The organism is Neobacillus niacini, from assembly GCF_048572935.1.
Lineage (GTDB): Bacteria > Bacillota > Bacilli > Bacillales > Cytobacillaceae > Neobacillus > Neobacillus niacini.
On record NZ_CP183883.1, the window covers coordinates 4,440,263 to 4,464,008 of the forward strand.

At 37.6% G+C, this 23,746-nt stretch carries 22 protein-coding genes; all 22 read right to left on the minus strand.

What is annotated here, in order from left to right:
• Positions 1-49: 49 nt before the first annotated feature.
• The gene (locus ACN6MT_RS21970; protein WP_419888045.1) at positions 50-643 is read right to left on the minus strand and encodes a TetR/AcrR family transcriptional regulator; all 594 of its coding nucleotides are present in this window, start codon (positions 641-643) and stop codon (positions 50-52) included.
• A gap of 189 nt (positions 644-832) precedes the next feature.
• Positions 833-1,819, minus strand: coding sequence for an ABC transporter substrate-binding protein (locus ACN6MT_RS21975; RefSeq protein ID WP_419888046.1), 987 nt, complete (start codon positions 1,817-1,819; stop codon positions 833-835).
• Between the two features lie 40 nt (positions 1,820-1,859).
• Positions 1,860-4,235: a xanthine dehydrogenase family protein molybdopterin-binding subunit gene (locus tag ACN6MT_RS21980; RefSeq protein ID WP_419888047.1), complete on the minus strand. Its 2,376-nt coding sequence runs from the start codon at positions 4,233-4,235 to the stop codon at positions 1,860-1,862.
• Between the two features lie 224 nt (positions 4,236-4,459).
• Positions 4,460-5,800, minus strand: a complete 1,341-nt coding sequence (locus tag ACN6MT_RS21985; protein WP_419888048.1) for an MFS transporter — start codon at positions 5,798-5,800, stop codon at positions 4,460-4,462.
• A gap of 195 nt (positions 5,801-5,995) precedes the next feature.
• Entirely contained in the window at positions 5,996-6,505 is a 510-nt protein-coding gene (locus tag ACN6MT_RS21990) for a (2Fe-2S)-binding protein (protein WP_419888049.1), read from the minus strand.
• Positions 6,502-7,383, minus strand: a complete 882-nt coding sequence (locus tag ACN6MT_RS21995) for an FAD binding domain-containing protein (RefSeq protein WP_419888050.1) — start codon at positions 7,381-7,383, stop codon at positions 6,502-6,504. Before ACN6MT_RS21995 ends, ACN6MT_RS21990 begins: the two co-directional genes overlap by 4 nt.
• Positions 7,384-7,415: 32 nt before the next feature.
• Complete coding sequence (locus tag ACN6MT_RS22000; protein ID WP_419888051.1) at positions 7,416-7,868, minus strand: CoxG family protein; 453 nt, start codon at positions 7,866-7,868, stop codon at positions 7,416-7,418.
• 215 nt (positions 7,869-8,083) lie between these two features.
• Positions 8,084-9,100, minus strand: a complete 1,017-nt coding sequence (locus ACN6MT_RS22005; protein WP_419888052.1) for an NAD(P)/FAD-dependent oxidoreductase — start codon at positions 9,098-9,100, stop codon at positions 8,084-8,086.
• 140 nt (positions 9,101-9,240) lie between these two features.
• Positions 9,241-10,227 carry an ABC transporter substrate-binding protein gene (locus ACN6MT_RS22010; RefSeq protein WP_419888053.1) on the minus strand — a complete coding sequence of 329 codons (987 nt, stop codon included), beginning with the start codon at positions 10,225-10,227 and terminating at the stop codon, positions 9,241-9,243.
• A 116-nt stretch (positions 10,228-10,343) separates the two neighbouring features.
• Positions 10,344-11,378 (minus strand): TAXI family TRAP transporter solute-binding subunit, encoded by a 1,035-nt coding sequence (locus ACN6MT_RS22015; protein ID WP_419888054.1) that lies wholly within the window; start codon positions 11,376-11,378, stop codon positions 10,344-10,346.
• A gap of 67 nt (positions 11,379-11,445) precedes the next feature.
• A complete protein-coding gene (locus tag ACN6MT_RS22020; RefSeq protein WP_419888055.1) occupies positions 11,446-13,374 on the minus strand; it encodes a TRAP transporter permease in 1,929 nt (642 codons plus the stop codon).
• A 263-nt stretch (positions 13,375-13,637) separates the two neighbouring features.
• Positions 13,638-14,081, minus strand: coding sequence for a CoxG family protein (locus ACN6MT_RS22025; RefSeq protein WP_419888056.1), 444 nt, complete (start codon positions 14,079-14,081; stop codon positions 13,638-13,640).
• A 129-nt stretch (positions 14,082-14,210) separates the two neighbouring features.
• Positions 14,211-14,579, minus strand: a complete 369-nt coding sequence (locus tag ACN6MT_RS22030) for a DsrE family protein (RefSeq protein ID WP_419888057.1) — start codon at positions 14,577-14,579, stop codon at positions 14,211-14,213.
• A 366-nt stretch (positions 14,580-14,945) separates the two neighbouring features.
• Positions 14,946-15,716, minus strand: coding sequence for an Asp/Glu racemase (locus ACN6MT_RS22035; protein WP_419888058.1), 771 nt, complete (start codon positions 15,714-15,716; stop codon positions 14,946-14,948).
• Positions 15,689-16,828, minus strand: coding sequence for a zinc-dependent alcohol dehydrogenase (locus ACN6MT_RS22040; RefSeq protein ID WP_419888059.1), 1,140 nt, complete (start codon positions 16,826-16,828; stop codon positions 15,689-15,691). The genes ACN6MT_RS22035 and ACN6MT_RS22040 overlap by 28 nt, the downstream gene beginning before the upstream one ends.
• A 16-nt stretch (positions 16,829-16,844) precedes the next feature.
• Positions 16,845-17,648 (minus strand): DUF3891 family protein, encoded by an 804-nt coding sequence (locus tag ACN6MT_RS22045; protein ID WP_419888060.1) that lies wholly within the window; start codon positions 17,646-17,648, stop codon positions 16,845-16,847.
• 29 nt (positions 17,649-17,677) lie between these two features.
• Positions 17,678-18,382 (minus strand): isochorismatase family protein, encoded by a 705-nt coding sequence (locus tag ACN6MT_RS22050; RefSeq protein ID WP_419888061.1) that lies wholly within the window; start codon positions 18,380-18,382, stop codon positions 17,678-17,680.
• A complete protein-coding gene (locus tag ACN6MT_RS22055; RefSeq protein ID WP_419888062.1) occupies positions 18,348-19,364 on the minus strand; it encodes a CobW family GTP-binding protein in 1,017 nt (338 codons plus the stop codon). The genes ACN6MT_RS22050 and ACN6MT_RS22055 overlap by 35 nt, the downstream gene beginning before the upstream one ends.
• Positions 19,365-19,390: 26 nt before the next feature.
• The gene (locus tag ACN6MT_RS22060; protein WP_419888063.1) at positions 19,391-20,653 is read right to left on the minus strand and encodes an NAD(P)-dependent malic enzyme; all 1,263 of its coding nucleotides are present in this window, start codon (positions 20,651-20,653) and stop codon (positions 19,391-19,393) included.
• Between the two features lie 149 nt (positions 20,654-20,802).
• A complete protein-coding gene (locus ACN6MT_RS22065) occupies positions 20,803-22,017 on the minus strand; it encodes a benzoate/H(+) symporter BenE family transporter (RefSeq protein ID WP_419888064.1) in 1,215 nt (404 codons plus the stop codon).
• A gap of 31 nt (positions 22,018-22,048) precedes the next feature.
• Positions 22,049-22,531: an aromatic-ring-hydroxylating dioxygenase subunit beta gene (locus ACN6MT_RS22070; RefSeq protein ID WP_419888065.1), complete on the minus strand. Its 483-nt coding sequence runs from the start codon at positions 22,529-22,531 to the stop codon at positions 22,049-22,051.
• A gap of 53 nt (positions 22,532-22,584) precedes the next feature.
• Positions 22,585-23,745, minus strand: a complete 1,161-nt coding sequence (locus ACN6MT_RS22075) for an aromatic ring-hydroxylating oxygenase subunit alpha (protein WP_419888066.1) — start codon at positions 23,743-23,745, stop codon at positions 22,585-22,587.
• Between the last annotated feature and the right edge of the window lies 1 nt (position 23,746).

Sequence of the window (23,746 nt, forward strand, 5' to 3'; positions counted from 1 at the left end):
GCGATAACTCACAATTAAATTATTCCTAAATTAACAAAATTAAACGGTTTTACTTTTTAAGTGCACTCACAAATAACTGAACGGTTGTATTAATAAATTCATTCTCGTCTATTGAGGTAATTTCATGTCCTTCTACAAAATTACGTGAAACAAACTCACCATAAACCATATATAAATAGGCCATTGCCAAACTTTCAAAGTTACCGACGAATCTAACCTTTCCTTGTTGTTTCATTTCTAAGAAATAATTAATGAGAAGTTCCTTTAATTGACGTGGATGCTTATTAATCTGATTAAATAATCCTTCAATGGAATTGCCTTCTTTAAATGCAATATGAATTACTTTTTTATTTTTTTGCATTAATCTAAGATAAGACTCACTTAACATAAGCAGATCTGCTTCCAAATCCCAAACAATATTTTTTTCAAAGAGTTCCTTCATTGATGTAGAGTAATAAAAGCGATCAATTGCCGCTTCTAACATGCCTTGTTTTGTACCGAAATGACGAAATAACGTCATTTCACTAACAGACGCTTCTTTTGCAATTTCTTTTGTCGAAACTGCTTTATATCCCTTTTCGGATATTAAATTAATTGCTGCATAGAGCAGACGATCACTTGTATCTGCCATATCTATTACCAAAGTGATATCCTCCCCTCTTTTAGTTTACTATCATAATATTTTAGTGGGAATTTTTTGTCAATGTGACAATCAATCTTCTAAATATATATGTACACATCACAAGAGTATGTGCTTTTGCGAATTTCTGCCAAGGGTACAATTAGCTGACCCTTGGCAGTTAAAAACCAAAACCGGCACAAAATATTTTCTTTATATAGCAAATTCCTCAATCGTATTTGGGGCAAACAATTCTTCAATTCTTACACGTCTTTCAGATAAACCTTGTTTGTAGTGATAATCTAAAAATGTTTCGAGTGCCTTTCTATTTTTCTCCAATCCATATGTCCATAAATCATCTTTAAAAAATTGACGTGCCTCCTCTGCATCTGCTACAAACCAAGGCAGCATCGTTTTAATGGCCGTTGTATCGAAAAGATTCTTCTTTGCGATTTCCCTCGCTTGGTTGAAAGACTTTACTAGTTCTTGGGCCACCCAAGGATTTTCATTATAGACATCTTTTTTAACGACTACTGTATGCATAATCGGGAAAATGCCCGTTTTTCGATAATAATCCATTTCTACTGCTTTATAGTTTGGAAAGAGCCGCGATATGCGAGGATCTCCTTCATCAAATGCTTTAGGCAATCTTGCACATAATAGACCATCAATTTCTCCCGCTAACAACATGGACGTCAGTGTTTTCCCTTCCGGGGCTTCTTCGACTGTAAGATTTGCCGGCGGGTTCCATGGTACTCTTTCTTTTCTTCCACTCTGTTCTTCTCCTCCGGTAATCCAAGTAATCGATTCAGGAGACACACCATACTCGTCTTCTAAAATACCTCGTTGCCATACTAGGGCAGTCATTTGATATTCAGGAACACCGATACGCTTTCCAATCAATTGTTCAGGTGCATTAATCCCGGCGTCACTTCTTACTAAAATATTACCGTGTCTAAACGCACGTGAAAGAAATACAGGCAGTGCAATAAAAGGACTGTTCCCGCGAGAAACTCCCATTACATAGGATGATAAAGAAAATTCAGCAACATCTATATCCTGGTACCGGGCCATTCTAAAGAACAGCTCCTCAGCATCTAAATGTAATGGAAATAAATCGACTCCTTGTACACGTACTCTTCCATCATGAATGGGGGCACAACGATCATAATCACCTGTAGCTAAGCTTAGTTTTAACATATACTCTATCTCCTTTTTGTTTAAAATAGTGTTAATGCTATTATCGATTATTCAATAATGACCAAATATAATTAGGCGATAATGGTAATTTATTTATCTTCAGATCAAATTGACTCAGTGCATCTTCAATTGCATTAGCTAAAACAGCGGGAGGAGATATCGTTCCACCTTCCCCCAAACCTTTAACGCCAAGCGGGTTTCTTGGACTAGGTGATTCCATATGGATTGCCGTAATTTCAGGAATTTCGCTTGCAGTTGGCAATAGGTAATCCATATATGTACCTGTTAATAATTGTCCATTTTTATCATAAACAATCTCTTCATAAATCGCCCCGCCAATTCCTTGAGCAACTCCACCCATTAATTGACCATCGGCAATTAACGGATTGATTATTTTACCTGCGTCATGTGCAACCACATAGTTTAAGATGTCTATTTTTCCAGTTTCGGTGTCTACTTCTACAATGGCTCCATGAACTCCGTTAGAATAGGTTACAGTTTCAGGAATAAAATAAATCTCCGCCTGCAAACCCGGTTCAATATCTGTCGAGTTTGAGGGTAATTTATTCGGCTTAACCCATTCTGCTAGTTCAGCGTAAGTATATCCGCGATCTTCGTATTCTTTATGGGATACTCGCCCAAGTTCTATCTTTAAATCACTAGATGGAACTTCAAGTAAAACTGAAGCAATTTTTAATGCCTTTTTCCGAATTTCTTGGGCCGCCTTTAGAACAGCACTGCCACTCACAACTGTACTTCTGCTTCCATAGGTGCCGTTCCCATAGCGTATAGCACCCGTATCCCCAATTATTACTTGCACACTTTCAATGTTAACCCCTAATGTTTCTGCGCATATTTGTGCCCATGTCGTTTTATGACCTTGCCCCTGGTCTGCTGAACTAACCTTACAAAGAACAGTTCCAGTAGGGTCTATTTCTATTTTGCAGCCATCGTGAGGTCCTTGACCAGTTCCTTCTACATAAGCAGAAAATCCAATTCCTAGAAATCTTCCATCCTGTACTGCCTTTTTTTGCTCTTTTCTAAATTCTTTTAAGTTTAATGCGTTAACTGTTTTTTCAAAACAAGCATGATAGTCGCCGGAATCATATACCAGTGGCTTGCCGTCTTTATAAATTCGGCCAGTGTCAAAAGGCATTTCCTCGAGCGTTATAAGGTTCCTTCTTCGAACCTCTACAGGATCTATTTGCAGTTTCTTTGCAATTATGTCTATCATTCTATCCATTACAAACACTGCTTCCGGCCGCCCTGCACCGCGATATTGAGAACAAGGAGTTTTATTCGTAACGGCAACCTTTACCTCACATTCATAGTTTAGGATTCGATAAGGACCCGGTAAATGAGCTGCTGTGTTGTAGGTGGAATTGATACCATATAAACTGTGAGCACCCGTATCAAGGATTAGCTCGTCACGCAACCCTGTAATGGTTCCGTCTTTCATAAAGCCAATTTCTACTTTATGAAGCTGATCTCTTGCATGGGCGGCACTTGTCATATGTTCCAAACGATCCTCAGTCCATTTTAATGGAATTTTCAATTTTGCCGCAAAATATGACATGGCAATCTCTTCAGGATAAATCAAGGCTTTACCGCCAAATCCCCCCCCTACATTCGGTGCAATCACTCTTATATCCATTTCTGGAAGCCCTAAGCAACTGGAAATATGAGATCTTAGTTTATGTGGCATCTGGGTTGAACTCCAGACTGTCAGTGAATTAGTTTGTTCATCCCACTTGGATACAACTCCACGCGTTTCCATTGGGTTTGGGCTTTGTCTATTAATTTTAAGTTCCTCTTGTAACACAAAATCCGATTGAGCAAAAGCGGCTTGAACATCCCCAGCTTCAACCTTATATGAAACAGCTACATTATCTCCCCAATCTTGATGCAATAACGGAGAATCATTTGTCACTGATATCTCTGGATCCACAACAGCCTCAAGGGGTTCATAACTTATGTCTATTAGCTGAAGTCCATCTTCCGCAATAGCGCGTGATTTTGCTATAATGGCTGCAATTGGCTCTCCAACAAAATGTACTTTATCATATGCTAAAGCTCTTTGCGTTTGAGGCTTTAAGATCGGTTTTTCCCTTTCTTGGACGCCGGGATAGACATTGGACATAATTGGCATTATTCCAACATGATTAACCAAATCTTTGCCTGTGAAAATCGCTTCGACTCCTTCAATCTCTAAAGCTTTTGAAACGTTAATATCGATTATTTTTGCATGTGCATATGGGGATCTTAAAAAAGCAACATGAAGCATGTTTACGAGTTTTATATCGTCTAAATATTCACCTTTCCCGGTAAGCAACCGCTTATCTTCTCTTCTTTTTATTGGTCTACCAATATATTTACGTTCATCTTTTATATCTTGTGAGTCCAGTACCGTACCCAAAAAATCTCCTCCCTTTGTCTAGACATCTAAAAGAAGAAAGTGCGTTAGTTATCAATAACTAACATTTGACCAATATAGATATCTTTATAAAATAAAAGCATTTTGGGATTTTTTTAATGGATCCCAAAATATATTTTTAAAATTATTTATATATTCATAATTTACCAACTAATTATTATATTGTCAATTTTTAAATATTTTATTAGAATATCTTAAAATATCAATTAAAGTATCTGCTGTTTGGGTTGTTCTTCCTCAAACTTTGGCAAATCTAATACTTTAAGAGGCTTCTCTTTCATGAAAATTGCACAGAGAGCACCAACTCCAGCAATACCTGCTAAAAAGTTAAATACATTATGAAAGTCCTGTGAACCGGATGCAGTTACAATTACTAAATAACCTGCAATAACTGGAGAAATAAATGAACCAAATTGTCCACATGTATTTGAAATACCTATAGCTCTTCCAAGGACCTCTTTTGGATATCGGTTTTGTAAAGAAGCTAATGAAGCACCAATATTAAAGCTGATAAAAAATCCAATAAGCAACAATAAAGGTAGTAACACAGAGATTTTCCCTTTATCAACCTGCCCAATCACCAATAGTAATGGTACAAGAGATAAATAAGCAATTAGTGCGATTGGTTTCATGCGATGGAAAACCTTATCCATTAACCATCCACCTAGCATCATCGAAAAAATTGAAATAATATACGGCAGAGTGGCTATAATCCCCATTTGTTGAATATTCATTCCATGCTGCTTTACTAAGAATGAGGTTAACCAAGTGGTACAACCCCAATAAACTGCGAGCTGGCAGAATTGAATGATAGAATAAAGATAGAAATAGCTATCCTTTAAGAAAATACTAGAGTTGACTTTTTTATCTTTTATCTTTTTTGTTTCAAGGATGGAATTAGTTTGGATTGTTTTCGTTTTAGTTTCATTCTGCGGTTGTGTTTTATTCTTTATTTCATTAGGCGAATTCTGTACATACACCCAAAGGAAGATGGCACTAATAAAACCTGGTATTGCAAGCAAGTAAAATACAGGGCGCCAAGAGCCGCCAAATAAGTAAACTGAAAGTGTTGTAAGTATAACTGGCCCGAGTGCGGATGCGACAGTTTTTCCTGTTGAAAACGAGGACATCGCCATCCCCTGCTCTTTGGAAGGAAACCAACTTTTAATGGTTTGAGCAGCTCCAGGGTAAAAACCAGCTTCACCAATTGCTAATCCAAATCTAAGGATCATAAAATGAAGAAAGTTCTTAACTGATCCTGTTAAGGCGGTTACAGCAGAAAACAAAAGGATGGAGACTCCCATCGTTTTTTTTGCACCGAATTTATCCACGATAAATCCATAAGGTATTTGGCATAATGCATAAACAAAAAAGAATGCTGATACTAGCTGTCCTGACTGAACTGGAGTAAGATGAAGATCTTCCTGCATGAACGGTAGAAATGTAGTAATAATTAACCGATCTAAATAATTGACAACATAAACAAACCAAAGCAAAACGAGAACTAAATACCTTCTTTTCAAAAAAGGTTTAAAAACACTTTTCATCAACCCCATCCTCTCTAAATTTCAATTGTATATTTTATGAGTTTTAAACTACATCTCTGATAATAGCTTTATAGAAGATGGACAAAGAATGACTTTTTTCAAGTAACATATTATTATCACTTTTTTGGTAATGGGTTTAGTCCCCCTTTTTTCTGGGTATCTATCATTACCGATTTTTAGGAAATGCCTTAACTGTTAAGACTTAACGACTATTGGCTTATTTTCATCGTTTGCAACTTTTTCTTTAGAATATTGTTTTACAGCTTTGATAATATTCGTATATCCCGTACATCTGCATAGATTTCCTGAAATCATCTCTCGTATTTCATTATCATCTGGAGAAGGATTTTTCTCCAGATCACATACTAAGGACATTAGAAATCCCGGTGTACAAAAACCGCATTGCAGCGCATGGTTATCAGAAAAGGCTTGTTGAAGCGGATGTAGAGTGCCATCTTCAGCTGCAAGTGATTCAACCGTTTCAATTACCGCTCCATCAGCCTGTACGGTTAGGACTAAACAGGAGCGCACGGATCTGTTATCCATTTTTACTGTACATGCTCCACATACACCATGTTCACACCCAATATGAGTACCCGTTAGTCCCAATTCTTCGCGTAAAAATTCGGCAAGTAAAAGACGCGGTTCCACCTCTCTTTTTACCTTTTTTCCATTGACCGTTAACGTAATCGTTTCGAGGGTCATGCCATCATCCCCTTTGGTACTCTATTAATTGCTGTCAGTAATGCTCGCTTTGTTAATACAGAAGCTAAATGAACCCTATACTCCGCCGAAGAGTGCAGATCGCCTTCGGGGTCAAGATAATCTTCAATAGCCTCAACGGCTTCCTCAATCACTTGTTCCGTTGGCTCTTTTCCAATTAGGAAGTCTTCAATGTCTTCTAAGATAATAGGTGTAGGTCCCGCGCCTCCAACAGCCAATTGTACGAAAGAAAAAGTACCTTCTTCATCAAGTCCAACCACCGCAGCCACTTCAACAAGGGCAAAATCTCCATGTCTCCTTGTCATTTCAATGAAGGCGGAACCAAAATTTTCGTTTATTACTGGAAATCTTACCTCTTTCACTAATTCATTTGGTTCCAATGATGTTAAAAGATAGGTAAGGAAAAACTCATCTGTTGGCACTGTCCTTTCTCCATCCGGTCCTATGATCACGATTTCTCCTCGAAGCGCGCTTAACATACATGGCAGCTCTGCTGATGGATCAGCATGGGCAATGCTCCCACCTATCGTACCACGGCTGCGAATTTGTGGATGTCCTACATTTTTCATACCTTCTGTAAGTAATGGACAATATTTTTGAACTAACTCGGACTCTTCAACCTCGTAATGCCTCGTTAGAGCACCAATTGCAAGAAATGATCCTTCTTTTTTAATATAATTTAATTCTTTTATACGACTGACATCAATTAGATACTTTGGTGTTGATAACCGCATATTAAGGACTGGAATTAAGCTTTGTCCTCCAGATATAATCTTAGCATCTTCTCCATATTCCTCTAAGTACTCAATAGCATCCTCAATCGTGACCGGCCGTAAAAACTTAAATTTTGCTGGTTTCATTTATTTACCTCCACTTTGTATCAGGTGGGTCTCTAGTTAATCACAGTTTTTTTAATAGATTCCTTCATAACGTCTTTAAAGAATTTCCCTGCCAGGAATTTTGCAATACCACTTAGCACCCTGCTCCCAACACTTGCAATCATTCCGCCCACATCTGCCTTACAATCCCACTCAAGAACACAGCCATTTTCAACAGGACTTAGCTTACAGTCCATTTTTGCAGTTACATGCCCTGGTGATCCACTACCCTCGGCATTAAAAATGTAATAATGGAACTTCTCGATTTCCTCTAGCCTTACTTTTCCTATATATTCTCCCTTAACAGCTGCAACTCCTAGTTTCATGCTCACTTGATATTCGTTTTCACCAACTAGTTCCAATTGTTGACAGCCAGGTATTACCTCCTTTAAAATCTCCGGATCATGCAATGCCTTCCAAATAACTTCTACTGGTTGTTTAAATTCTGTTTTCCCTTTTAGTTCCATTCCACTAATTCCCTCCTTTTATTTTTGGTTAGTACTAACTAACATAGAAATCAATATTTAATTAACTCTATTAACTTATTAAATACATCATAAATTAAACATTTAGAATTTTCAATACATTCTAAACAAAAATATTTTTATCAATCTTATATTTTAGCGGCTCCTTCATGATTTATCTCGAAGTCTATCACTTTATTAATATACTGTTTTTTGTGTTAAACATTGATTTTTTCCAATGACTCATTACCTAAGTTCATTGAGGTACTATGGCCTGGCTGAAGTTTTGCACTTGGATCAAAATAGGTTTTAGCATTATTTACAGCGATTGGGCCTTCACCGAAACCAACAGTAATTAGTTTTACTTTTCCTGGATAGGATGTTACATCCCCTGCTGCATAGATCCCTGGTATATTTGTTTCCATTTTCGTATTTACGAGAATGGAACCTTTTTCTAATTTAATTCCCCATTCATTAATAGGACCTAATGAGGATACGAATCCAAAGTTCACAATAACATCATCAGCATCTAAAGCTATATCCTTACTCGTATGAATGTTTTCTATGACAATTTTTTCAATTCTTTCTGATCCAATTACGCTTTTTATCGTAAATGGTGTCAATATATTTACCCTTGAATTCTTTAACCTAGTAACACTGCTCTCATGTGCTCGAAATTTATCCCTGCGATGGACCAGATTGACCTCTTTTGCAATCGGTTCAAGTGCTAGTGCCCAATCGACTGCAGAATCCCCGCCACCAAATACAATAACCTTTTTATTATTAAATAAATTCAAATCTTTAATAAAGTAGTGTAAATTGGTCCCTTCAAATCTCTTTGCATTTATAGGATCAAACGTTCTTGGTTTAAAAGCACCAACACCTGCTGTAATAATGATCGCCCGTGATAAATGAGTTCCTTTATTCGTTGAGATTAAAAAGGTACCATCGTTTTGCTTGTGAATTTTAATCACTTGTTCTTCCAGTCTAATAGAGGGTTGAAAGGGTTCCATTTGTTTTATTAAATTATTTACCAAGTCCTGTGCACGTATATGCGGAAATCCCGCAACATCGTAAATATATTTTTCTGGATAAAGGGCTGCAAGTTGGCCGCCTAGTTGTGGCATGCTTTCGATAATTTTTACACTGCATTGTCTCATTCCTGCATAGAATGCTGTAAATAATCCAGTGGGTCCCCCGCCTATCACAGTTATATCATATAGTTGTTGATCCATTTTTTTCTCCTTTCAACCATCTTTGTATGTTAGTACTAACTATCAGACATAACAAAATGAATGATTGCCTTACAAAGGACATTGCCAAGGGCCCTAAAAGTAGGTCCTTGGCAATAAAGCATTCCCCTTACGACAATATTTTATATAGCAAACTCTTCTATTGTATTTGGAGCAAATAATTCTTCAATCCTAACACGTCTTTCAGACAACCCTTGTTTGTAGTGATACTCTAAAAATGTTTCAAGTGCCTTTCTATTTTTCTCCAATCCATATGTCCATAAGTCATCTTTGAAAAATTGACGTGCTTCCTCTGCGTCTGCTACAAACCAAGGCAGCATCGTTTTAATGGCCGTTGTATCGAAAAGATTCTTCTTCGCAATTTCCCTAGCTTGGTTGAAGGATTTAACGAGTTCTTGGGCCACCCAAGGATTTTCATGGTAGACATCTTTTTTGACGACCACTGTATGCATAATCGGGAAAATACCCGTTTTTCGATAATAATCCATTTCTACTGCTTTATAGTTTGGGAAAAGTCGAGATATCCGCGGATCGCCTTCATCAAACGCCTTAGGCAATCTTGCACATAATAAACCGTCAATTTCACCAGCTAACAACATGGAGGTCAGGGTTTTTCCTTCTGGCGCTTCCTCAACTGTAAGATTTGCCGGCGGGGTCCATGGAACTCTTTCTTTTCTTCCACTCTGTTCCTCTCCTCCGGTAACCCAAGTAATCGATTCAGGAGACACACCATACTCGTCTTCTAAAATTCCGCGCTGCCAGACTAGTGCTGTCATTTGATATTCAGGAACACCAATTCGCTTTCCAATCAATTGTTCCGGTGTAGTAATCCCCGCTTCACTTCTTACTAAAATATTGCCGTGTCTAAAAGCACGTGAAAGAAATACTGGCAGTGCAATAAAAGGACTGTTCCCGCGAGAAACTCCCATTACATAGGATGATAAAGAAAATTCAGCAACATCTATATCCTGGTACCGAGCCATTCGAAAGAAAAGCTCCTCTGCATCTAAATGTAATGGAAACAAATCGACTCCTTGTACACGTACTCTTCCATCATGAATGGGGGCACAGCGATCATAATCGCCAGTGGCTAAGCTTAGTTTTAACATAAAATTTTTCTCCTTTGTTTTTAACTATTAATATTGCAAAAAATTACTAACAAGAGCCATGTTAATATTTATAAGATTATCAGGTACCAATGTTAGTTCTTCTAATATAAGAACCTCTATTTCAAAATCCCTTTTTCTTTAAAATACTTTTCTGCACCTGGGTGTAATTTAGCTGGTGCTACATTTGCCATCTTTTCTGGAGTAAGAGCTACTAAATCTTTGTGAAGTGCTTGGATACTTTCAATGTTCTCAACTAGCGTTTTTGTGATTGTGTATGCTTCATCCTCTGTCATATTTGGGTCTACCATAATCATTGCACCTGCATTAACAGTATTTATATCGTTGGGCTGAAATTTATAGGTACTAGCCTTAAGAACACTTGGAGGGGTGCCCATTTTTTCATTTAACAATTTTTGTGCCTTTTCATTTATTGGAAGTAATAGAATATCTTTTGTAGCAGATAATTCCATTAGTGTTGCGTCCGGTGCAAACACAGGATCACCTGTCCAATCTAATTTGTTGTCTTTCATCATCTCAGCACTTGGTTTCCAAGCCTCAAAGAATACTTCTCCGCCCCAATTCTTAATGTCATCATAGCTAATGCCATAAGCTTCGAAAACATATTTATTTACTTTTTCTACCATATTACCACGCTGGTTGACACCAATACGGATAGGTGGCTTTTTCTCAGCAATATCCTCCATGGATGTAATTCCGTATTTTTCAGCAAAGTCTTTTGTTATTGCAACCTGAAGTGGTGCATTGTCGTACAAATTAATTAATCCAGTAACCTGTTCAATTTTCTTTGTAAAAGGTTCTTCACCCGCTAATCCTGCTTTCACTTCAAAATTAAAAGCAATCCCAAGTGGAATTTGTCCTGAAGAGACGGAGATTACGTTTTTCACTCCATTGCCGGTTTCGTAGCTGAACTGTGTTCCCGGATTCGATTTACGCAAGATACTTCCTACACCTTCCCCTATCAGTGACCAGAATCCTCCCGCTGATCCTCCTGCCATCGTCAATGAAAGTGGAGCTGTCTTTACTTCTTTTCCTTCTTTTTCCTCTTTAGTTGATGCCTGATCTTGTTGACCACATGAAGCCAATAACAAAGTTGTTATTAAAAGAATTAAAATAAACACTTTCTTTTTCATACGAGCTTCCCCCTAAATTTTTGGTTATATTGCGGTGCATCCTTTTAAAGAGTTACTTTACTTTCCATTATTCGAACTCAATGACTTGGGAATTAATAACTACATTTTTCTTTTTAGTGAGATAATCGTTTATAACAATGGCAATGATTACAGTACCCGCTGCTATATTAATAATTAGTCCCGGATAAATCATAGCTATTCCTGCAAATATGAGGGCAATTCGCTTCCATACATTTAAAGAATTGAATAAATAATTTTCGTACCCAGCAGCCAGAGCGTATACTCCAATAACTGCGGTAATAGCGGTAAACACAATCTCTACTATACTGCCTTGTAAAAGCAAGCTAGGCTGAAAAACAAACATAAAAGGAATTAGGAAACCTACAAACGCTAATTTACTAGCTTGAAAACCTATGGCTATTGGATTAGCATTGGCTATCCCAGAAGCAGTGAACGCTGCCACCCCAACTGGAGGAGTAATGGCCGATAAAGCTGAGAAGAAAAGTAAGAACAAATGAGTTGGTAATACATCCATTCCAAGCTGGATAAGTGCAGGGGATACTAATGCAGCTACTAAAACGTATACAGAAGCAGTTGGCATACCCATTCCGAGAATGACACAAATTACCGCTGAAACAATCAGGGACAAAAGCAAGTTGCCGCCTGTCATTGTAAATATTAGCGAAGTCATTTTCCCGGCCATACCAGTTAAATTGATTACCCCGATAATAACTCCAGCAGTTGCACATGCTACGGTTAATGGGGCGATGGAATAAACAATATCGGTAAAAATATCAATTATATGTCTCCACGTAATCCAAGTACTGCGACGTACAAAACTTAATAGAAACGTTACAGCAATTCCAATACAGGCTGCAAGGGAAGGGGTAAATCCACTAAGCATTGCCCAAACTAAGGCTATTACTGGAAGTATATAATAAAATCCATACTTAAAAGTGGTACTAAATCTAGGAATCTCATTTTCAGGTAACCCTACTAAATTTAACTTTAATGAACGAAAATGCACTTGGAAGTAAATCCCTAAGTAATACAATATTGCACTTAAAACGGACGCTACTGCAATATCCACATATCTAATACCAGTAAACTCAGCCATTAGAAAGGCTACAGATCCCATAATAGGGGGAAGAATCGTTCCACCAGTAGCGGCAGCGGCTTCAACTGCACCTGCAAAAACCGGGCTATAGCCCCGCTTTTTCATCATCGGAATGTTGATTGATCCCGTCGTTGCAACATCGGAAGACGGACTTCCGGAAATGCTTCCAAATATACCTGCCGATGCGACAGCTACTTTAGCCAGACCACCTACTTTTTTCCCCATAAAAGCAGCACATATATCAAAGATGAATTGCCCTGCTCCTGCCTTTTGGAAGAAATGTCCAAACATAATAAATAAGAATGCATAAGTAGCAGCTACTTGTACAGGTGCACCATAAATCCCATTTGTCGTAAAAACCATTTCTTCTATAAAGTGATCAATCGTAATTAATCGATGACCAAATGTCCCACCGATGTAGTGGCCAAAAAAAGTGTAACCTAACCCTACTAATAGTATTAACGTAAGCCCAAACCCGAGAGTGCGGCGAGTTAGTTCCAGAACTGCAACTAAAATGATTATTCCTGAAATTATGTCCAATAAGCTAAGAGGATCAACACCACTAATTCTTGACAAAAGTACATCCATTTTAAGAATAAAATGAAGACCAGCGCCCATTACTAGAAATCCAAGAATATAATCAATTACTACAAGTACGGGTGTGGAAGTCTTTGAAAATCTCGTTGTAATAAAGGAAACAGGAAGTATCCCGGTTAAAAACACAACAGCATACGCATAAGGACTCATATTTCCTACAGATCCTAACCATAATTCAAAAACGGAAAGGGATACGGAAATAATTGTAAAAATTACAAAGAAAACTCCATTGGGCTTTTCTCTAAGCCCCTCTTGAAACAGAAAGGACAATCGTTTTTTCACATTTCATCACTCCTACTCTTTTTCTTCAGGATTTCACTATGAATGGGCAATATACTTGGATTTTGGATGAATTTTTGCATAAACCCCACTTTGTAAACCCTTTCAATGTATTTTTCAAATTATTTTTTCCTTCACCAATAAACCCCCTTTCTTTATAGAATTGGGGATAGTTAATACTAACTAACAACTCGCGTATATTCTTGCATTAATATATTTTTTATATTAATGATTCTTAATTCAAAAGTAGGAGAGACCTTAGTTTGTCACAGTTTTTTTACTATTACTTTTTCTATGTCCTTGAAGAACTTTCCTGCCATAAATTTTGCAATACCGCTGAGCACCCTGCTTCCCACACTGGCAATCATTCCCCCTACTTCAGCATTGCAATCCCATTCTAAAACACAGCCATTTTCGGAAGGAGCGAGCCTACAGTCCATCTTTGCAGTAACATGCCCCGGTGAGCCACTTCCCTCAGCATTAAATATATAGTAATGATATCTTTTTACATCCTGCAATTTTACTCTCCCATGATATTCCCCCTTCACAGCTGCAACCCCTAGTTTCATTTTTACGTCATACTCAGTTTCACCTATGAGTGCCAATTGCTGACAACCAGGGATGACTTCTTTAAGGATTTCTGGATCATGTAATGCATTCCATATCACATCAACTGGCTGTTTAAATTCCGTTTTTCCTTTTAATTCCACAGTTTATTACCTCCCTAAAAGAACTGAGATGTCTCTCTAAACAATGGATTTTACCTACAAGGAATTATAATTAGTTAGTACTAACAAACCGAAGGAGTTTAATAAACATATCGCTTTCCCAATTTCGGATTAACCATAAGTAATCACACGGTCGTTTTCAACAGTCATTTTTACAAGTGCATTCGGCATTCCTAATTCAACTTTTTTCCCTTCTAATTCCGCTTCTTCTATACCTCTGGCTCCGCAGGAAACCTTTGATAATACTATTTTTCCACCGCCCTCAATAATTGAATTCACAGAATCTTTTAAAGTAACGGCTGTTTCTCCTATTCCTAACGTTTGGTTTAAATTCTCATCTCGCATTAATTCAACTGCCGCTCCTGCTAGAAACATAGAAACTTGATGCCCCTCTTCAATAGCTGTTTTTGCAATTAAAAATGCACGATCTGCTTGAGTTGGTGCAGACGGACCATGTGTTAAATGTACAAGTATTTTCACCAATATTTTCCCCCTTTTTTTACTATTTGGTTACAAACCTGCGAACGAATCTTTTAAACATAGGAACAAATTAATTTGTGAGTACTAACTAACATATTTTTGTTTGTAAACACTATCAATAACTTGTTAAATACATCATAAATTAAACATTCGGAATTTTCAATACATTTTTCTTTGCCTTTTCAAAAATATTTCCACTTAATTTTACTTCAATAGATTGCCTCCATCCTCTTCTAATTATCGTAAAAAAATGATTGTTCAAGGAAAAGAGACTATCCCATTGTAATCAAGATCTCTTCATCACTATATATAGCATTAATAATATATAAGGATGTGGAACGTGAACCTACAGGATAGCCTATTTCATTATTGTGATAGCACAGAGTTTTCCTTTGCTAATAACCGGCCCGCATTTGGAACAACTGGTTTTAGTCCTAGGTTTTTTAAGATTTGGTACACTGTTGATGTTGCAGCAGATAAAACTGGTAGACCAATTTCATCCTCGACGATTTGAATGGCTGGCAGGGATGGCATCTGTACACATGCAGACAAGACAACTGCATCTGCACCATTCGTATTTAAATTTCTCGCATGCTTAACGAGATTCATAGGATCCAATCTGCCTACTTCAAGATTATCGGATACTTCAAGACTAATAGAATCAATAACTTCGATACCACTTGTATTTAAATACTCAATTACCATATTGGTTAGCGGTTTCATATATGGTGTAATAATCGAAACTTTTTTAGCACCGATTTCTTTAATTCCTTCAATAAGTGCCCCTGCACTACTTACAACTGGAGCAATACTTTTATTTCCTTGTACTACCTGACATAATCGTTCCTCGGAGGATACATGATATCCACAGCCCTGAGACATAATGGCAATTAAGCATGCATATGCCAGTACATCGCATTGTGCATCAGAAAGTTCTAATGCACACCTATCACTATCAAGATCCATCTTTTTTAATTCTTCCTTTGTGACATGCATCATCCTCATTCTGCTAGAATGGAATGTAAAGGATTCCTCCGGAAACCATTCCTTTCTGCTATTTAGCATAGCAGGAATCTCAGTTTCCATTGTTGTGTTAGAACTTGGTACGATTAAACCAACCCGATAGTTTTTTGGCATGATTTTTCCCCTTCCTTATTTACATCTGAATTTAATACGGCAACATGTATGCAGCCATCTAAGCCTTTGGCATGCGTATTGACTGCTTGAAGTGTTTCAGAAATGCTAAATTCATGTGTAATCATTTTTTCTAAAGGATAACGACCTGATTCAATAATTTTCAATGCCACCCCTACTGCCTTTTTAGGACGGCCTAGTACACCTTTGATCGTTAAAAGCTTCCATGTTATTTTACTGGACATGACTTCATCGGTAAGGAAATGATCTGTACCTGAATGAACGATTGTCCCATGGTATCCCGCCAAATCTAAACACATTTTAAATTGAATGGGGGTAGTTGCAGCATTGATGACAGTGTCAGCCATTTTACCATTCGTAATCTTAGAAACTTCTTTTTCAAGGTCTTGTTTATCGGCATAAAGGACATGTGTTGCACCAAATTCTTTGGCAATTTCTAACCGGTGTGCATCTTTTGAAAGACCCGTTACAATAATCGTTCCTGCACCTGCTTCTTTAGCGCCAATTACAGCTCCTAGTCCCATTGGTCCTGGGCCTTGAATGACAACTGTATCTCCAACCGTTGTATCCCCCACTTGTTGAACCCAATGAACGCCATTCGAAATTGGAATAAATAATGTTAATAGATCCGCTGGTACTTCTTCGCTTACCTTATGAATAATCGAATGTGGATGTAAATACATATATTCCGCGAAGCCGCCCCAGAGCGCTGTTTTTTGATTATGGATGCTCATCGCCCCATATCTTAAATCAAAGCAAAGCTGGTAATTTCCGGTTAAACAAGGATCACAATGACCACATGGAATATACTCCTCCACAATGACACGATCCCCTTTCTTTACCTTCCAGCGTTTTTCCGCTTCAGGACCAATTTCGTCGATATACCCTACGATTTCATGGCCAATAATACAAGGAAGTTTGAAAACAGCATTTCCTCCATGTAAATATCCTTCACTGTCAAGCCCGCAAACACCACAGGATTCCACACGTAAAAGACCATCGTTTTCCCCGATTGCTGGAATAGGAAATTCCATCATTTCAATTTGTTCTTTACCTGTCAAGACTGCAGCTTTTGCATGTGTTGGTCTAGTCATTTCTAACCCTCCGTGGTCACTTTTTTCTAATTTTCCACTTTATCACTTCTAATGGAGCATTGGCTATTTCTTGAAATAATTCTGTATGACTTTCATATTTTTTGTCAGGGATTTTTCGAACTTTTACGGATGTTTCAAATTCTTCTTTGAATGGGAACGGCTCCACAATTACTGAACCATCACCAGGCAGTTTTACAGAAATTTGAATCCCTTCACTTCGTTGATTTTTACGAACAGGTCCCAAGATAGCTTCAGCATTGTCATGATGTGTATGGAGTGAGACAAGCTGTGACATGCGATCCATCAATTGCAGGAATTCATAATCCATCCATATTTTATCTTCAAACTCGCTTCGCTTTTCGTTAAATTTCCAGTAATTCATTTTGACGCTGACCCATTCTTTTTGCGTTTCAATCACTACATTTTGCATAAAAACCCTTAAATCCTCAGGAATTTTATATGTAAATGTAGGGTCATAACCAAAACGGCTTGTATATAAGCCAATCCAATGCATCCCGATTAACATCCCGGCATAGGGATCTTCTCCCAGGATTTTTTTATATCCATTTGAATAGAACTGGACATGCTGGTTAACATTAATATTAATGAAATTAATAGGTCTTCCCGATTCCTCGTCAAATAATATCTCTTTATCAGGCTCCACCCAACCAATATCGTGCTTCTCCACAGCCGTAATAAGTGATTGACAGGGTGCGTCGAATTCTTCATTACCCCATTGACGCGCCACCTCTCCGGCTTGAATAGAATGATGAAACTGTTCAACTAACCAAATTTCGTTATCATGCTTAGCGACAAACATACTTCCCCTCCTAAAATTAAAAAGATAAACTATGCATGTTGGACTTTATTCTTTAAAGATGAAATCACTTCATTTGTAGAAAGTACATCTGCATATTTTTGCTGCATATCAAAAAGATTTATTGCATGGGTTGTAATCCCACGATCAAATACGCATTCCTCTGGAACGACAACATTTAAATTGTAAGAAAACGCGTCAACAACAGACGCACGGACACATCCACTTGTGGTTGTACCAGTAACAATTAATGTATCAATATTGTGATCAACTAAATACGAGATGAGAGGTGTTCCGAAGAATGCACTTGGCTTTTTCTTTGAGATAACAATTTCACCTGGAATAGGTCGTAGCTGCTCTACAATCTCTGTACCTTTGCCGCCTTCTACTAATGTTGGATGTCCAAAAACATTCCCTTTAATCGCTGTTTTTTCATTTGAGTTATGTTTATGCCCCTCTATAATGGTATAAAAGATTGGAATATTTATTTCTCTGCAAACATTTAATAGTTTCTGAATGTGTGGAATTGCCTTCCATGCTTCTGCACCGCAGCTAGTTGGATATTTTATAATGGACTGTTCTATCTCTTCAGATTCTTCCCCAGTAAATCCATACGTTACATCAATGATGACTAAAGCCGGATTATGACCAAGTCCTTTCACCTTTCCTAATCCGGCACTAGAATAAACCTTTTGGTCCCTTTCATCTAAATATTGCTCCCAAATTCTCTCTCCCATTTGTTTCCTCCATCTTCATTATCTTTACAAGTCCAGTTTGGAATTCGAATAATTTTAACCATTCGCTCTTCAATGCACTAGTATCAAGATCAATCCCTATTAAAATTAAATAATACTGTTCAGAACTCTCAAGCTTCCAGTCTATCCTTTTTACACCAGAATACTGCATTAAATATGAGGCAGTTCCCCCGTCCTCTAAAATCGGAACAAATCCTTTGGCACGAACAATTTTATCAGCATGGTCTGTAAAAAATGACTCGATAACTGTCTTTTTTAGTGAACGGGCAACTGGAAGAACCAAGGTAGTCATACTTGCATAGCTGGTTGACCGCTGCTTATTATTTTTGTTTATCCAAGATTCCTTTATATCTTCTGTTTTCATTATTTGTTGCAATAGATTTTCAAAATCAATTTCACCATACATGGCAAACTCTACTATTGCTGATGTGTTGCTTTTTTTAATAGCTTCATTGATGCTCTCGCACAAAGACTTTTCAACCAAATCTATTTTATTGACAACAATATGGTTTGCACATTCTAGTTGATGAAATATCGTGTCTTGGAAATCATTTGACTTTTTATCAAGAAAAAACTCCGCATCTATTATTGTCATAATATTTTTTAGTTCAACTTTTGCAATTACTTCCCTTTCATTTAACATCTTTGCTACTTCTTCAGGATTGGCTACCCCAGTTAACTCGATAAAAATGGCATCGGGTTTTTTTTGTAAAAGGGCATCCATACTACGGGCGATTTCACTTTTCTTGCTGCAGCAAATACATCCATCTAATAGGGATTCAATTTTTTCATGATCAAATTGTTTTGAAACCAATAAACCGTCAATATCCAACTTTCCACGTTCATTGATTAACACAGCATAATTCAGACCCATTTTTTTAGATTCAGATAACATTTTTAAGAGTAAAGTAGTTTTTCCACTTCCTAAAAAGCCGCATAACAACACCACAGGAATTCTGCTCATCCTTTTCTACCTCGCGATTTTCCTAATTAATTTGTTGTTAGACTTTTTTCTAACTTCTTTCCAATTAATGATTGCTGAAACGTTTTTTCACGTATATGTTCGGGATCTACCCATTTCATTGCTACTCCCGATTCGATCGCTGCCTTTGCGACAGCTGCTGCAACTGCCGGAGCAACTTGATCATTAAAAGGATTTGGTATGACATTGTCTTCATTCAGTTCTGTTTCGGAAATGAGGGATGCAATAGCATGTACGGCTGCTATTTTCATTTCTTCGTTAATCGTTGTCGCCCTTACTTCTAAAGCACCACGGAAAATCCCTGGAAAAGCTAGAACATTATTAACTTGATTAGGAAAATCTGAGCGACCTGTACCAACGATTCTAGCACCAGCTGCTTTCGCCACTTCGGGGTAGATTTCAGGGTCAGGATTGGCCATCGCAAAAATAATTGGATCTTGATTCATACTTTCAATCATTTTTTTTGTCAGTACACCGGCTTTAGACACTCCAATAAATACATCTGTATTCTCAATGACATCTTGAAGTTGTCCCTCTTGATTGTTGCAATTCGTATAGCTGGCGACTTCATTTTTTATTCCATTCATTCCAGAAGTACGTCCCTTAAAAATAGCTCCCTTTGTATCGCACATAATAATGTCTTTTACTCCGAACGACAGTAGTAATTTGACGATGGCAATCCCAGCTGCTCCTGCTCCATTAACAACAACTTTAATTTGATCCATTGATTTATTTACCAATTTCAACGCATTCACAAGCCCGGCAGCCGTTACAATAGCGGTACCATGCTGGTCATCATGAAACACAGGAATATCCATTTCTTTTTTCAAACGTTCTTCAATCTCAAAACATTGCGGTGCCGCAATGTCCTCCAAGTTCACACCCCCAAATGAGGGAGAGAGCAGCTTAATTGTTTCAACAAGCTGATTGACATCCGTTGTTTCAAGGCAAATCGGAAATCCATCAATACCGGCAAAACTCTTAAATAAGATACATTTCCCCTCCATCACCGGAAGTGCTGCTTTAGGCCCTATATTGCCCAAGCCCAAAACAGCCGTGCCATTTGTGATGACTGCTACCATATTTCCCTTCATGGTATATTCAAATACTTTATCTTCATCGTTATATATTTCCATACAAGGTTCTGCAACACCAGGAGAATAGGCTAAACTTAGGTCTTCTGAATTTTTTACCTCTACTTTTATTTCGGTACCTAACTTACCTTTATTTAACCCGTGTAACTGTAATGATTTTTCACGCAAATTAAACATTTGAATTTCCCCTCTTCAAATATGTTAGTTTTATGCACCAGCTGTTCTAATTAATGTGCAAACTCTTAAGGTTGGTTATTTACTATTTTTCCTTTTTTGATTGTTAGTACTAACTATCTATTGTTTTGTCATCTAAGAATTCATATTTGTTACTCTTTCTTTTCAATAAATTTTGAAATTAAGGAACCTATTACTAGAGCCAACACTGGCGCACTTATATGAAAAAAGGAAATGTTTGATAAAGCTATGACAAAAGAAAAGGTAGAACTTAATCGGAAGCTTTGTTTAGAAAAACCCAATTGTAAACTAGAGCCGAGCACTCCTATAAGAGCAAACCCAGCTAACATCGACACAAAAGGTAATGGTAATGCCTTCATAAAAGGAACGACCTTCCAAGATACGATGCCGAATAGTAAAATTATGACACCTGAAACAATTGAAGCGATATACCGTTTCTGTCTTGGCCCAGTTTCATCATCTGCACATATTGCAGACATCATTCCCGCAATATTTGCGCTTTGTCCACCAAAGAAAGCTGTGATCATGGTAAAAATTCCACTTGCCGTAATGATTTTTTTAGTTGGTGGATTATAATTTTGGCTTTCTAGTGCACCAATACCCGGCGCTGCATCATTACTTAATATTAGTAATGCTAGTGGAATGGATATTGTAAAAATTCCGGCTATAGAAATAGTAGGTTTAAATACGCTAGGAAGAATATATTTTGATCCCATTGTCGTAATTTCAATATTTTGTGTGATTAATATTATGAGTAGTGCAATACAAACAGCTCCGAGAACTGCTGGTATCCGCTTCACCCATTTCATCAAAATAAAGTAACATAGCAACGCAGGCAACCCAACAATGGCTAAATCATGAATCGATGTTATAAGTCGGACTACATAGGTTGTAACCATTCCGCTTAACATGGCTGCTATCGTTTCTTTAGGGAACCATTGCATAACTTTGGTAAAAAAACCCGCAATTCCTACAATAAAAATAATGAAACCGCAAAAGATATAAGACCCAATTAGTTCTGAATATGAGTAATATGGAGTCACCGTAACAAGAAACGCAACACCGGATAGTGAATGTGCTCCAGTAATTGGAATTTTGTACAGAAATGGGAAAACTATACTAAATATCCCTCCAAAAAAGTACACAGCAAACATCCAGGATATCGTTTGTTCATGTGTAAAATGACCAGCATCTGCTGCCGCTAAGATAATGGCAGGCGGTCCTGTCATTGCCAGCATGGCAGATATAATCCCCGAGGAAACATTCATTGTCGTCAGATTGTGTATGGCACTTTGTTTGTTCCGATGATTTCCTGCTTCCTTAACATGATCGGTTTCCGATTCCATTTAGCGTAAACCCCACAAAATAAAATTAGTCTTATAAGATAAAACTTAGATTTCCAAGTGGTTCATTATTATTTAATAATTCTATCTTTTTTAAGGATATCTTTAAGTTATTTCCACCCAAACGTATGTGATGCACGTTTCTTCCTGCATACATCGTTTGTTCTCCTCTTCTTAATTCGACCAGCATGAAATTAGAGGATACGATCATTTCATCTCCCTGATCTTCAAGAATTTCAACATTTGTAATCAGATGACGTGTTTTCGATTGTGGCTGTTGCCCGTATGCCAGCCCTGTCTCAAGCCTCCACACTCTTTCTTCCAATCGTTTTCTATCATCGTAGATAATCGATACATGTGTTTCCGGGTCAATATCGTTATCGTTACACGGAACCCAGTATTTGCAGTCATCTGTAAATAATTCCAGCCACTCTACTAACTTATTTTCATTAATATATCTTGCTTCTTGATATAAGAATGCTTCTATTTGTTGTAAATCAATTTTTGTTTTAATCAAAGTTATTCCCCATCCCTTCTTTGCCATATTCTTTCGTTAGACTTCCTGAATTTTCACGCCTCCATTAAGCGCTTCCATTCTTTATAAATGGCCCTTGTCGATACCTCGTCACTCGAATTAGCGGTAATAATTCCATTTTCATCTACCTGTTCCCTATTTAGACCGCGACTAATGACAAGCCATTCGTGACCTTCAGCCTTTAGTCCCTCTTTAACACGATCAAAAGCTACTTCCACATCATCCGGACTGCCAAATCCAGCAGGACCGTAAAAACCTTCATGAGTTCTTAAACGCTGTGCATTAACTTCTTTTGATACACCTTTTAACATAATAGGATACAGTGCCACTTCTGTTCGTTCCACTGAAACTGGTTGGATAACCCGAACTTGTGAACCTAATAATGCAAGATTAGGGAAGATGATTAAATTAAACGGCAGAGCCCCAATATTTAAATCTCCTGCCAATTCGTACAATGAATGACCATTACCAAGATCCGAAACCTTCTCTTCTTTATGCATCTTAGCGAACTTCATCTTCTCACCTGTCCGCTTTGCGACAATATCAAAAAATGTCTTGTGTACAAAACTTAAATGATAAGGATCAATCGTATTTTCAACTTGGAACTTCCAGTTAGCATTAAGGAAATACTTTTGTTTTCCAGCTGATAGTTCAATCCCTTCAGGTCCGGAATCAGCAACATAATCAATGTATGGGAGAGCATTTCCTAAATGTTCTTTCAGTGGTTTAACATTTTCATTTAGGCTTGCAAAGATAAATCCACGATAGCTATCCACTCTAGGAACACGAATTAACCCCATTTCCTCACGTTTAAACTCTTCACCATATCCATCCTGAAATGGAGCGCCTAGAAGTTTGCCGCTGTTCGAATACGTCCAACCATGGTATGCACAGCGAAGGACATGAGCATTACCGCATTCATCCTGGCAGACTGACGCGCCCCGGTGGCGACAGCGATTAAGGACGACATTAATTTCTTCACTATCAGCACTTCGTGTAACGACCACCGGCTGGGATCCTATTTTCGTAGTTTTATAATCACCGGGATTCGCTATCTCACTTTCATGTCCAACATATACCCATGTGCTGCCATATACCTTATCAATCTCCATCTTAAAAATAGCTGGATCTGTATAAATCTTTCCGTGAACAGCGCCTTCTTTAACATAGTCAGCAATGTTTATTGCATTTATCATT